The following is a 12,391-nucleotide window of genomic DNA, read 5'->3' as shown; positions in this document are numbered from 1 at the left end:
TATCTTTGGTTTTTCACTCTGCGATGCTTGAGGCCAGTTTACCACCCGAGGCGAACACGCCTTTTACAGGCGGAGCACGAGGCCAGAATGAGCAAAACGATCCATTTCAATGCCTTCGATATGAACTGCGTCGGCCACCAGTCTCCCGGCCTTTGGGCTCACCCCAAGGATAAATCCTGGAAATACAAGGATTTGGACTATTGGCAGGATCTCGCTCGAACGCTGGAACGCGGCATTTTTGACGGCATCTTCATCGCCGATGTCATTGGCTATTACGATGTCTACAAGGGCTCGAATTTCCACGCCATTCAGCAGGCGGCGCAAATCCCCGTCAATGATCCGTTGCAGCTTGCCGCACCCATCGCACTGGCAACGGAGCATCTGGGCATTGGCATTACGGCTTCCACTTCCTTCGAGCACCCCTATATTTTCGCACGTCGCCTTGCGACCGCCGATCACCACAGCAAGGGGCGTATCGGCTGGAACATCGTCACCTCCTATCTGGAAAGCGGTGCCAAAAATATCGGGCAGGCCGGGCTGCAGCGGCATGACAACCGCTATGATATCGCCAACGAATATCTGGAGGTTGTTTACAAACTTCTGGAAGGCAGCTGGGAAGAAGGCTCTGTGCGGCGTGACCGAGATGGCCGGATATTCACCGATCCGTCCAAGGTTCACGAGATTGGCCACAAGGGCAAATATTTCGATGTGCCCGGTTACGGGCTGACGGAGCCATCACCGCAGCGAACACCGGTGCTTTATCAGGCCGGTGCATCGGGCCCCGGCAAAAAGTTTGCCGCCGAACATGCCGAATGTGTGTTTGTGGCAGCGCCGACCAAATCTGTTCTCAAAGCTTATGTCTCTGAAATCCGCCAAAAGGCAGCGGCAGCGGGACGCGATCCCAAGGCGTTGCGCATCTACACGCTTTTGACCATCATCACCGATGAGACGGAAGAAAAGGCCAAGGCCAAATTCGAGGACTACCGGCAGTACGTGTCCTATGACGGTTCGCTGGTGTTCATGTCCGGCTGGAGTGGCATCGACTTTGGGCAATATGCGCCAACCGATGTGATCCAGAAGGTCGAAACCAATGCGATCCATTCTTTCGTTGAGCACATTGCTGGCGGCGACAAGTCCTGGACCATCGATGAGCTGGCGAAATTCGGTGGCATTGGCGGGCTCGGTCCGGTGTTTGTCGGTTCGCCGAGCCAGATTGCCGACATATTGCAGGAGTGGGTCGAAGACACCGATGTTGACGGTTTCAATCTTGCCTACGCCGTGACGCCTGACAGTTTCGAGGACGTGGTGCAATACATCGTTCCCGAACTGCAAAAGCGCGGCGTTTATCCCACATCCTATCGTCCCGGCACATTACGGGAAAAGCTTTTCGGCAAGGGGCCTTACCTGCCATCCGACCATCCGGGGGAACATTACCGCGATATTGAAGCCATTAAACGCGGCCAGCAAACCCGGCTTGCGATCTAACTCCTATTATTCGAACCCGATGAGGCATGACCATGGGTACCGTTTCAGAAACCAAGATTGATTATTCCGTCCATCCGCGCGTCAATTCCAATGATCCGGTTGCCCCACGGCCACGGCCTGCGGAGCCAGCGCATATTATCAAAAGTGATGCCGAGGCCGTTGAGATCGCAGAACGCCTTGCTGCACGTTTCAAGGTCGATGCAGCCTTGCGCGACCGTGAAGGCCTGCTGCCGATCAACGAGCTGGATGAATATTCGCAAAGTGGTCTGTGGAGCATCAATGTACCGCGCGCCTATGGTGGACCTGAGGTGTCCTATGCGACGCTTGCCAAGGTGATTTCAATCATTGCCACTGCCGATCCGGCGATTGCGCAGATTACCCAGAACCATCTGGCCATTGTGGCAACGGTTGATCTTGATGGCACAGAAGAACAGAAAGAGCTGTTCTTTGGCTGGGCCCTGCAAGGGCTTCGTTACGGTAATGCTTTTTCGGAATTGAAAAGCAAAACGGTTGCCGATTTCGAGACCAAGGTGGTGCATGACGGCGATGATGTCATCGTTCAGGGCGAGAAGTTTTACGCGAGCGGTGCGCTGCTGTCGCATGTTGTGCCGATTGTTGGCGTCGATGAGCAGGGGCAGGGCTTCCTGGTGTTTGCTGAGCGCGATGCGCCAGGCCTGACCGTGACCAATAACTGGTCGAGTTTTGGCCAGCGTACGACGGCGTCCGGTTCAGTCAAGATCGAGAATGTGCGGGTGCCGAAGGTGCGTGCCGTCAAGGTGACCTCTTTTGATCATCCAACGGTTGGTGGCCCGGTGTCGCAGATTATTCAGGCGTCAATTGATGTGGGTATTGCGCGGGGCGCCATTGAAGACACCATCACTTTCGTCAAGAAATTCAGCCGTCCGTGGATCGACAGCGGCAAACAAAGTGCCAGCGAAGACCTGTTCACCATCGCGGCGATTGGTGATCTGAAGATCAAGCTGCATGCAGCTGAAGCATTGCTGGAAATTGCCGGTCGCAGCATTGATGTTGGACGTGCCAACACCACGCTTGAGACTGTTTCAGAAGCGACGATCAAGACTGGAGAGGCCAAGGTTCTGACAACAGAGATTGCTATTCTCGCCACCAACAAGCTGTTCGAACTGGCCGGCACGCGCTCGACATTGGCCGAACACGGGTTGGATCGCCATTGGCGCAATGCGCGTGTTCACACGCTGCATGATCCGGTGCGCTGGAAGTTCTACCATGTCGGCAATTATTATCTGAATGGCGAACATCCGCCACGCCATGCCTGGAACTGAGGTGTCGCCGATGACCACGACAGATCGTCAGCTTCATCGCCAGGCTGCGCTGACCAAGGGGCGCCCGGGACCGCATATTCCACCTCTGCGAACCCATGCGCACGTCATCCGTGATGATGCCGAGGCCATATCCGTGGCCCACACATTGGCGGCGGAATTCGCTGTCGGTGCCGCTGAGCGGGATCGGGAACGGCGTTTGCCAATTGCAGAAATCGAAAGGTATTCGCAGAGTGGGCTCTGGGCAATTTCGGTGCCCAAGGACTATGGTGGTGCGGGTGTTTCTGCTGTCACGCTGGCCGAGGTGACGGCTATCATTTCTGCGGCGGACTCCTCGATTGGACAGATTCCGCAAAACCATTTCTTCATGGTCGAGGCGTTGCGATTGTCTGGTTCTGAAGAGCAAAAACGGCACTATTTTCAGCGTGTGTTGAATGGTGAGCGCTTCGGCAATGCCTTCACGGAAATCGGCACCAAAACGCCGGTTGATTACAAGACGCATTTTGCTGAGAAGGGCGGCAAGCTGGTGCTGAATGGACAGAAATTCTATTCCACCGGCTCGCTTTTTGCTCACATTATCGTGGCGGTCGCCAAGGGGCCGAATGGCCGCATTCATATTGTTTTCATTGACCGTGCGACGCCCGGACTTGATCTGGTGGACGACTGGACGTCTTTCGGGCAGCGCTCCACCGGCAGTGGCACTGTGACATTCGACGATGTCGAGATTACACCGTCTCAGGTCGTTGATCATGATGACCCGTTTGACCGGCCAACGGCGATGGGGCCCTTTGCGCAGATCATCCACGCCGCCGTACAGGTTGGCATTGCGCGTGGTGCGCTCGCCGAAACCATTTCCTATGTTCGGGCACATTCGCGACCGTTTTTTGAGCTGACGATAGAGCACGGTTATGAGGACCCGCATACAATCCATGCGGTGGGGGATGTCACAATCCGCGTGCATGCGGCTGACGCATTGTTGGCACGGGCGGGGCGTTTTCTCGATGTTGCTACAGCCGATCCCAATGAGCGCACGGTTGCCGAGGCGTCGATTGCCGTTGCCGAGATCAAGGCGCTGGGCACCGATGTAGCGCAGCTTGCTGCAACAAAGCTGATTGAGCTTGGTGGTGCACGCTCAACACTGGAAAGTTACGGGCTGGATCGCTTCTGGCGCAATGCCAGAACCCATTCCCTGCATGATCCGGTTCGCTGGAAGTACCACCATATCGGCAATTTTTATCTGAATGACCAGTTGCCGCCGAGACATGGGGCTCTGTGATTTCAGAGCCATTTGTTCCGCCGGGTGTAGGGTTTCTCTGCGCCCGGCTTTTGCTTGACCACAGGAAACCAAGACATGAGTTATCTGCCTGATCCCAAACGTTATGATAATGCACAGTTTCGCCGTGTCGGGCGAAGCGGCCTGAAATTGCCTGCGCTTTCCTTTGGCCTGTGGCACAATTTCGGTGACACGACGACCATTGAGACGCAACGTTCCATCCTGTTCAAGGCGTTTGATCTGGGCATTACCCATTTCGACCTCGCCAATAATTATGGTCCGCCAGCGGGAAGTGCCGAGATCAATTTTCGGCGTATTCTGAAGCAAGATTTTCGCGGTTACCGCGATGAGCTGATTATCTCGACCAAAGCTGGTTGGGATATGTGGCCGGGTCCTTATGGTCGTGGCGGCGGTTCGAAAAAGGCGCTGCTGTCCAGCCTTGATCAGAGCCTTTCGCGGCTTGGCGTTGATTACGTCGATATCTTCTATTCGCACCGCTATGACGCGAACACGCCGTTGGAAGAAACCGCGGATGCGCTGGCCCAGGCCGTACGGCAGGGCAAAGCCCTTTATGTTGGTATCTCCTCTTACTCCGGTGCCAAGACCCGTGAGATCGCCGCTCATTTGCGCGACAGGCAGGTGCCGCTGCTGATCAACCAGCCGGCCTATAACCTGTTTAACCGCTGGGTTGAAAAGGACCTGCTGAATGCGGTCGAGGATGTCGGGGCTGGTATCATTGCCTTTACGCCGCTTGCTCAGGGTTTGCTGACCAACAAATATCTGAACGGCATTCCGCAGGATGCACGCGTGAACCGGCCGGGTGGTGATTTCCTTCGGCCGGAACATCTGAAGGAAGAAAACATCATTCGTGCTCGCGCACTGAACGAGATTGCCGCACGGCGCGGCCAGTCATTGGCGCAATTGGCCATTGCCTGGGTTCTGCGTGACACGCGTGTAACCTCTGCCCTGATTGGCGCAAGTTCGGCCAGGCAGATCGAGGAGAACGTGGCAGCCTTGAATAACCTTTCTTTCACACCAGAGGAGCTGGCGGAGATTGATCGTCATGCGGTCGAAGGTGGTATCAACCTTTGGGAAAAACCATCGCATGATGAAGCCGTCTGACCGGCACATATCGTGAGGATTACAAGAATACCCGGCGTGTTATCCGCCGGGTATTCTATTGAGTGGGACAGATGTTTTTCACGATGGTCACGTCGCCTGGCCGGTGCCGGAAAGCCGGGCAGAAACTTGCCGACATCTGACGTTAAATGGCAAAGAAATCTATTTCCGATCCCCAATTGATAAATATTAAATCTATAAAATAAGTGTATTTATTTGAATAATGGACGTCATCCGGGGCCGCTGAAGGCCTTCTCGTTTCAAGGGGAACACCATGACGTCAACTCTGCGTTTTCTGGCATTTACCGCTCTGTCCTCTTTGGCTTTGGTGCATTCGGCATCTGCGGAAGGCCTTACGGGCGCACCGGCTCCCTTCGACAAAGGTGGCGTAAAACTGGCCCTGATCAGCTACATCTCAGCCGGTGATTTTTTCCAGGCCTATCAGGCCGGGGCCGAAGCGCAGGCCAAGGCACTTGAGGTTGATCTGCGTATCTTTCCGGGCCGCCAGAATGCCGCAGAACAACGCGAACAAATTCTTCAGGCCATCAATCTCGGCGTTCAGGGTATTGTGGTTGACCATGGTCTGCCGGAATCTTTGGGGGATGTCGTACAGCAGGCACTCGATAAGGGCATCAAGGTTGTTGCCTTTGACGTGAACCTCAACAATCCGAAAATTCCGCAGGTCGAGCAGTCCGACCACAAGCTGGCAGAGTTGGCGCTGGATCAGGCTATCAAGGATAATGGCACCAGCTTTAATGCCGGTTATGCCTATGTCGCCGGTTTTGCGCCGCTTGATCGTCGCAACGAGGTTTGGGACAAGGTGAAGGCGGCAAATGCCGGTATCGTGGAAAAGGCCCGTTTCGGCAATGTCAGCGATACAACGGCGACCTCAACGGCTGATCAGGCCAAGGCGGTGTTTCAGGCCAATCCCGATATTTCAGTTGTATTCGCACCCTATGACGAATTTGCACGCGGGGTGAAACTGGCTGCGGCCGATCTTGGCATCAGCGACAAGCTCAAGATCTATTCGGCGGATATTTCTACGGCCGATATTCAGGAAATCGTTGAAGAGGGCAGCCCTTGGGTAGCAACCGCTGCCACCAATCCGGCGGTTGTGGGTGCTGTCTCCATTCGCGCGGCAGCCCTGCAGATCGCCGGGGAAGAGGTTCCGCACCAGATTATCGTCGATCCTGTTTTGGTGACCCAGCAGCAATTGCGTGAGGCAGGTGTGACGACGATTGACGATCTGGCGGCTAAAATTCCGGCATTCTCTACCAGCACGGCGGCGACCGCCTCGTGGATTCCGTCTGCCGCTTTCTGAGCAACTTCCTCCCAAGCATGCTCTGCGCAGACAATCGAACGGAAGCATCGCGGCAGGTGCTTCCGTTTTCCATTTTGGTTGCTCTTTCAAATGAGGAATGCATATATAGCACTAATTTTATAGAATATATTTGCGCGAGACTATCCGAGACGATTGTGTTGGAGTGTCCAAAATGAAGGAGGGCAAACCCTGTTATCTGGCTTTGCTAACACGATATCTGATCGGCTGGCACGCTTTCGCCAATCGTCGGATGCGCGTATTTTTAAACCTCGATTGCATGGCGCTATGCTGCGCTCCGCATATATCTTCCATAACTGTCGGAGCTTGTGATGCCTCAAAAGTCTCTTTGTCCGGTTATTGCGATTGTGGGTGGCGGTGTTACGGGAGCTGCACTCGCAATCCATCTTGCCCGGCGTTACCCGGTCGTTGGCACTGTCCGCATGGTGGTCTTTGAGCCGCGTGAAAAGCTGGGTGCTGGCCTGGCCTACAGCACACATGAACCGGCACACCGCATCAATGTGCCTGCCGGTAAGATGACGCTTTACCCTGACGATCCAGAGAGTTTTCTGCGGTTCGCAACAAACAGGAACATTCTGGCAGAGGATGCGGATGCGTTTGGCTCGGATGGATTGCCCTATTTGCAGCGCGCGTCGTTCGGCGATTACGTGTCGTCTGAAATCCAGCCCTATCTTGATCAGGGTGTTGTCGAACATCGTCAAACCAGCGTAACCGGCGTCGGAAAATCCGGGACAAAGTGGCTGTTGAAAGCCGAAGATGGCAGCGTGCTGCTGGCTGACGCCGTTGCAATTGCGGTTAGCCATCCGGCACCGGCACTGCCTGCTGCATTGGCCGGCCTCAAGGATCATCCAAAACTGATTGCCGATGTGACGCAGCCTGATGCGCTTCAACCGATCGAACCGGACGACCGCGTGCTTGTCATCGGCAATGGCTTGACCTCGGCCGATGTCGTCGCAACCCTGAAAGATAAAGGGCATCACGGAACGATTGTTTCAATCTCGCGGCGCGGGTTGCGTTCGCGTGGTCATTCGGCAACCGCCCAGGAAGCGTTCGGCGATTTTGTCTCCAGACCCAGTGTCCGCGCGTCTGAGCTGGTGCATCGGATCCGCGACACGATCAGGCAGGCGGAGAAGGCGGGTTTCAGTTGGCATGCGGTCATCGATGCCATCCGCGCACAGGGGCAAAAAATCTGGCAGGCTTTGCCAACCAAGGAGAGGCGACGCATTGTCCGGCTGGCCCGTCCATATTGGGATGTTCACCGTTTTCGCGTCGCGCCGCAGGTCGAGAAAGTGCTGGACGAAGCAGTTTCCGCCGGCCAGCTGTCGATAAAAGCAGCTTCCCTTCAAGGCGTTACGTCCGAGGATTCCGGCTTCCGTGTGTCTCTGAAAGAGAAGGTCACAGGCGAAGTGGCCGATTATCTTTTCGATGCGATCGCGGTGACCACCGGTCCCGCGCATGGCGAGGTTCTGCATTCAATCCCGTTCCTCGCCGCCCTGCAACGGGACGGTCTGATCTCATCTTGTGCCACCGGCCTTGGTATTGCCTGTAATGCTGCCTCCATCGCGATTGATGAAACGGGCAGGGCGGTGCCGGGACTGTACATTGCCGGGCCATTGGCGCGCGGTACATTTGGAGAGCTGATGGGGCTGCCGCAGGTGACGGACCATGCGATTTTTGTTGCCGGCCAGCTGTCGTCTTATCTCAATCTTGACAAACAAGAGCAGTCTTTGAGCAGTACCGGCTGACCACGATTTACAGCCTATTGGTGGGCAATGAGGGCGGGCTGGGCCAGGTTCCTCCAGTCCGCGATTTTGAAGATGGAATTTCATCGCTTTGAACCTACCGTGAGATAATCTTCATCAACGGTGGGATCTTTGGAATAGTATTTCTTATAAAATCTATGGATATAATTATTGTTGAGGCGAATGAGGGGCCAATATCGAAATGGACTGGAAAAGTTCAGTTCGACCCTTCTCCGCGGAGGTGCTGATTGTCTGGCAAGCCGTGAATGATGTGTCCGATGGGGCTTTCGTGGTCACATCATCAAACGGGACTTGAGCAATGGCAAAACCTCATCAACCACTCGATTTTCTCTGGTTCATTCCATCTTCCGGTGACGGCGCCTATCTTGGGTCGGATGATCTGGCGCGGCAGTCAGATCCCGGTTACTTCCGCGAGATTGCCCGGGCTGTTGATCGTCTGGGGTATTCCGGCGTGCTTATTCCGACCGGTGCTGCCTGTGAGGAATCCTTCATTCTCGCTGCCGATCTGGCCGCGCATACGGAACAGCTAAAGTTCCTCGTTGCCATTCGTCCGGGAACGGCGTCGCCTGCCTACTACGCACGATTGGCTTCAACGCTTGACCGGGTTTCCAATGGAAGGCTGTTGTTGAATATTGTCGTCGGTGGCAGCGCGCAGGAACTGGCTGGAGACGGTATTTTTTTAGCACATGATGAGCGCTACGATCATGCCGGTGAGTTTTTTCAGGTGTTTAATGACCTGATTGAAACCGGCAAGGCGCATCTTGATGGCCGGTATATTCAGGCCCATCACGCTCAACTGGGCTTGCCACCGGTGCAGCAGCCACGTCCACCAATCTATTTTGGCGGATCCTCGGATGCTGCAATCGATTTTTCCGCCGGCATTATCGATAAGTACCTGACATGGGGTGAACCACCTCATCTGGTGGAGGAAAAAATTGCCAAGGTGCGCAAGGCTGCGGCGGCGCAAAATCGCGATGTCAGCTTTGGCATCCGACTGCACTTCATCGTGCGTGAAACCGATGAAGAGGCGTGGGAGGCTGCGGATCGTCTGATTTCGAAACTGTCCGACGACACCATTGCCGCAGCGCAGGAGGTGTTTGCCAAAAATTCCGATTCCGTCGGGCAGGCACGCATGGTGGCACTACATAATGGTCGCCGTGACAAGCTTGAGGTGTCGCCAAATCTTTGGGCCGGTATCGGTCTTGTGCGCTCCGGTGCCGGAACAGCGCTTGTCGGTTCGCCCAAAACCATCGCTGCCCGACTTCGGGAATACCAGGATCTCGGCATCGATACGGTCATCGCCTCTGGTTACCCGCATCTTGAGGAAGCTTATCGGGTCTCTGAATTGCTGTTTCCAGAAATCGGCCTTGGCGGACCGCGCAACCAGATTCGCTCGTCGTTTGGCGAACATCGCGTTTTTGGCGGCGGTGGGCACGGCGGCAACGTAAAAATCGTCTCCGGTTCCTGAGACGAAGCACCACTTAAATGCCTTGCCCGGTTGCCTGTTCACATCAGGCTACCGGACATGGGTAATTTTGATTAAATCTCTCGAATAGATTGCGTGCGCTCTGTTGCCTTAAGCGCGGTTTTTGCCCATATCTATCGCCGCGATGTGATTGTGAAAGAGCGGTTGATGCTGACGAAAAAAGGGAAATACGGCTTGAAGGCCATGGTTGATCTGGCCGGGCTTGCTGAGGGGCAGACAGCATTTGTCAATGAGATTGCCAGCCGTAACAACATACCTAAAAAATTCCTCGATACGATTCTTCTGGAACTGAGAAATGCAGGCATGCTGCGTTCAAAAAAAGGTCCAGGCGGTGGATATTCCCTGTCCAAACCGGCTTCCGAGATTTTGATTGGCCAAGTGGTGCGTACCCTTGATGGGCCGCTGGCCCCGATACGTTGTGCAAGCAAGACGGCGTTTGAGCCATGCGAGGACTGTGAAGATCCAGAGCACTGTCAGGTGCGCCGGTCCATGGGCCGAGTGCGCGATGCTATGGCAGAAGTCCTTGATAACACGACATTGGAGCAGTTTGCTGCCGACACCGGCAAGGGTGTCGACGATGCCGCATACGCTTGAGATTTAACCTGCAAGGTTAAATCGGGACGATGTTTCCATACTGGCCATTGTGATAAACCAATGGCTCTCCTTGGCCAGTCACCAAAGCGACCACACGTCCGATAACGATAGCGTGGGTATGTCGTTCAATTACATCTTCGACGGCACAGTCGATGGAGGCAAGTGCGCCTTCCAGTACGGCCGCGCCACTTTCGAGCGTCGACCAGCTGGCGTTGCTGTATCGCTGCACGCCCTTGAGGCCGCCAACACCAGCAAAGCGGCTGGCAATATCCTGCTGCTGCGCCGAGAGAATGTTCACACAGAAATGGTTGAACCGGCTGATAACCGGCCAGATGGACGATGAGCGATTGATGCTGATTAGCATCGATGCTGGATCCATGGAAAGGGCTGTGGCCGAGGTCACGGTTGCGCCATTGCGCTGATCTCCAGATCCCGCAGTGATAACGGAAACGCCCCCGGCAAAATTGCGCATGGCAAACTTTAGCTGGTCGGGGTGGGTAAGCTGTGTTTCCAGCGGATTATGAAGATAAGTCACGGTCGCAGTCATATAGGTCTCCAAGGCTGGTGAAGATGCCCTTGCAATTTTGCAAATATACCATCGCGGATCAGGACTGATGAGCGACAGAATTTCATTGTTGACCAATATTATAGAAAATATTGTCAGTCGACCCGCTTCGACGCTGTGTTGAGATTGTGGATTTCAAATTCTCGAAATGAAATTCCACGGTTTAGAACTTTTTCGGAAATCCTCATCTAGAATATGGATTTTTCCTATAACTATCGGATGTTTTTTCTCCTTCTATTTGGCATCTTGGCATGTGGTGCCTTTAGTCTACTAAATTTATGTATAATTTTGATTGCATGATTTTTCGACGAAGGAGTTCGGAAATGGGCATTTTTCGCCGTGTTGCAAAATTGATCAGAACGCAGAACGAACTTGAGGACCGCTTGCTTTTGCATGATGCCCGTCATTGCTTCGGTGATTACGAAATCGACGACGGAACCGGTTTCGAGTTGCGCAGCAGAATGCGCGAAGTGGGCAAAGAACTGCGGCTGTTGGGCGAGCACTGAGATGAAGATCTGTTGTCACCTTGTTGATTAAGAGGACGCCATGCGCACGCTTATTCTTCCCGGACTGAATGGATCTGATGAAGGGCATTGGCAGTGGTACTGGCAGAAGGACCATTCTGACGCGAGCATCGTCGTGCAGGATGATTGGTCCAAACCCAGCCTTGATTGCTGGGTGGCGAATGTCGAAGAAGCGCTGGAGCGCGAGGGCGAGGCCTATATTGTGGCGCATAGTCTCGGGTGTCTGGTGGCTGCCAAATTGGCGGCCCGCGCCTCTGCCAATCGTGTCAAGGCGGCGCTGCTTGTTGCGCCCTGCGACCCCGAGTTGACCGATGAATTGCATCCTGGCGCGATTTCTTTTGGACGGCTGGATGACGGGCGTCTGCCGTTTCCGAACATCGTGGTTGGCAGCCTTAATGACCATTACATGCCGATAGATCGGCTGACATCGGTTGGTGAAAAATGGCAGGCCAATATTCTCAATCTGGGGATGGCCGGTCACATAAATATCGCAAGCGGATTTGGCCGGTGGTCCAGTGGTTACAGCCTGCTGGATGGCCTAGCCAGCAAGGTCAAAGCACAGAAACGCAGATATGCCGATCTGGATTTTGATGAGCCCCAGGTGCAACGCTGTTGATGCCGGTGGAACATGTATCTCTGAAAGTCGTTTAGCAACAATGAGATGGAGGATCTCAATGAGCCATGACAATTTACAGGTTATCTATGATTACCCAAGTAAAACGGTGTTGCTGCAACTGGGGCATCGCAGCCATGTCTTGAAAAACCTCTCCAGCCGGGATGCCGCAGAAAAGGCCGCCCGCGATTATGCCGGTCAGTTCTGGCCCGCAGTGCACCCGCCACAAGGCGACCAGTTTTTTACGATCCACACGGTTTCATAAAGGAGCTATCCGTCTATAGTGTTTTTGCCTGTCACCAAGATCCAAGGAAGATTGCGCATATTTTCAA

General features: G+C 54.4%; 12 protein-coding genes. 11 read left to right on the top strand and 1 reads right to left on the bottom strand.

What is annotated here, in order from left to right:
- The first annotated feature begins 87 nt into the window (after positions 1-87).
- The 8 genes from PYL13_RS15040 to PYL13_RS15005 all read left to right on the top strand — a co-directional run bounded on the left by PYL13_RS15040 (position 88) and on the right by PYL13_RS15005 (position 10,357).
- Positions 88-1,485 carry an LLM class flavin-dependent oxidoreductase gene (locus tag PYL13_RS15040; RefSeq protein ID WP_275641862.1) on the top strand — a complete coding sequence of 466 codons (1,398 nt, stop codon included), beginning with the start codon at positions 88-90 and terminating at the stop codon, positions 1,483-1,485.
- Positions 1,486-1,517: 32 nt separating this feature from the next.
- Complete coding sequence (locus PYL13_RS15035) at positions 1,518-2,786, top strand: SfnB family sulfur acquisition oxidoreductase (RefSeq protein WP_275641861.1); 1,269 nt, start codon at positions 1,518-1,520, stop codon at positions 2,784-2,786.
- Between the two features lie 10 nt (positions 2,787-2,796).
- The gene (locus PYL13_RS15030) at positions 2,797-4,059 is read left to right on the top strand and encodes an SfnB family sulfur acquisition oxidoreductase (protein WP_275641860.1); all 1,263 of its coding nucleotides are present in this window, start codon (positions 2,797-2,799) and stop codon (positions 4,057-4,059) included.
- Positions 4,060-4,134: 75 nt separating this feature from the next.
- Positions 4,135-5,178 carry an L-glyceraldehyde 3-phosphate reductase gene (gene mgrA, locus PYL13_RS15025; protein WP_275641859.1) on the top strand — a complete coding sequence of 348 codons (1,044 nt, stop codon included), beginning with the start codon at positions 4,135-4,137 and terminating at the stop codon, positions 5,176-5,178.
- Between the two features lie 271 nt (positions 5,179-5,449).
- Positions 5,450-6,496, top strand: a complete 1,047-nt coding sequence (locus PYL13_RS15020; protein WP_275641858.1) for a substrate-binding domain-containing protein — start codon at positions 5,450-5,452, stop codon at positions 6,494-6,496.
- A 329-nt stretch (positions 6,497-6,825) separates the two neighbouring features.
- Positions 6,826-8,259, top strand: a complete 1,434-nt coding sequence (locus tag PYL13_RS15015; RefSeq protein ID WP_275641857.1) for an FAD/NAD(P)-binding protein — start codon at positions 6,826-6,828, stop codon at positions 8,257-8,259.
- Between the two features lie 316 nt (positions 8,260-8,575).
- A complete protein-coding gene (gene ssuD / locus PYL13_RS15010) occupies positions 8,576-9,745 on the top strand; it encodes an FMNH2-dependent alkanesulfonate monooxygenase (RefSeq protein WP_275641856.1) in 1,170 nt (389 codons plus the stop codon).
- 165 nt (positions 9,746-9,910) lie between these two features.
- On the top strand, positions 9,911-10,357 hold the full coding sequence (locus tag PYL13_RS15005; protein ID WP_192488178.1) for an RrF2 family transcriptional regulator: 447 nt from the start codon (positions 9,911-9,913) through the stop codon (positions 10,355-10,357).
- A 16-nt stretch (positions 10,358-10,373) separates the two neighbouring features.
- Here the strand turns inward: PYL13_RS15005 and PYL13_RS15000 are convergent, their stop codons facing one another.
- Positions 10,374-10,904, bottom strand: coding sequence for a flavin reductase family protein (locus PYL13_RS15000; protein ID WP_275641855.1), 531 nt, complete (start codon positions 10,902-10,904; stop codon positions 10,374-10,376).
- Positions 10,905-11,245: 341 nt separating this feature from the next.
- Between PYL13_RS15000 and PYL13_RS14995 the strand changes: the two genes are divergently transcribed.
- The 3 genes from PYL13_RS14995 to PYL13_RS14985 are packed head-to-tail and all read left to right on the top strand — an operon-like array spanning position 11,246 to position 12,324.
- Complete coding sequence (locus PYL13_RS14995) at positions 11,246-11,428, top strand: hypothetical protein (RefSeq protein WP_250982424.1); 183 nt, start codon at positions 11,246-11,248, stop codon at positions 11,426-11,428.
- A 40-nt stretch (positions 11,429-11,468) separates the two neighbouring features.
- Complete coding sequence (locus tag PYL13_RS14990; RefSeq protein WP_192488181.1) at positions 11,469-12,062, top strand: RBBP9/YdeN family alpha/beta hydrolase; 594 nt, start codon at positions 11,469-11,471, stop codon at positions 12,060-12,062.
- Between the two features lie 58 nt (positions 12,063-12,120).
- Complete coding sequence (locus PYL13_RS14985) at positions 12,121-12,324, top strand: hypothetical protein (protein ID WP_275641854.1); 204 nt, start codon at positions 12,121-12,123, stop codon at positions 12,322-12,324.
- The last annotated feature ends 67 nt before the right edge of the window (positions 12,325-12,391 follow it).

The sequence above is a fragment of the Agrobacterium sp. Azo12 genome, from assembly GCF_029193765.2.
In the GTDB taxonomy this organism is placed as follows: domain Bacteria; phylum Pseudomonadota; class Alphaproteobacteria; order Rhizobiales; family Rhizobiaceae; genus Agrobacterium.
Note: the sequence above shows the minus strand (reverse complement) of the source record. Positions and strands in the feature narration are given on the sequence as shown.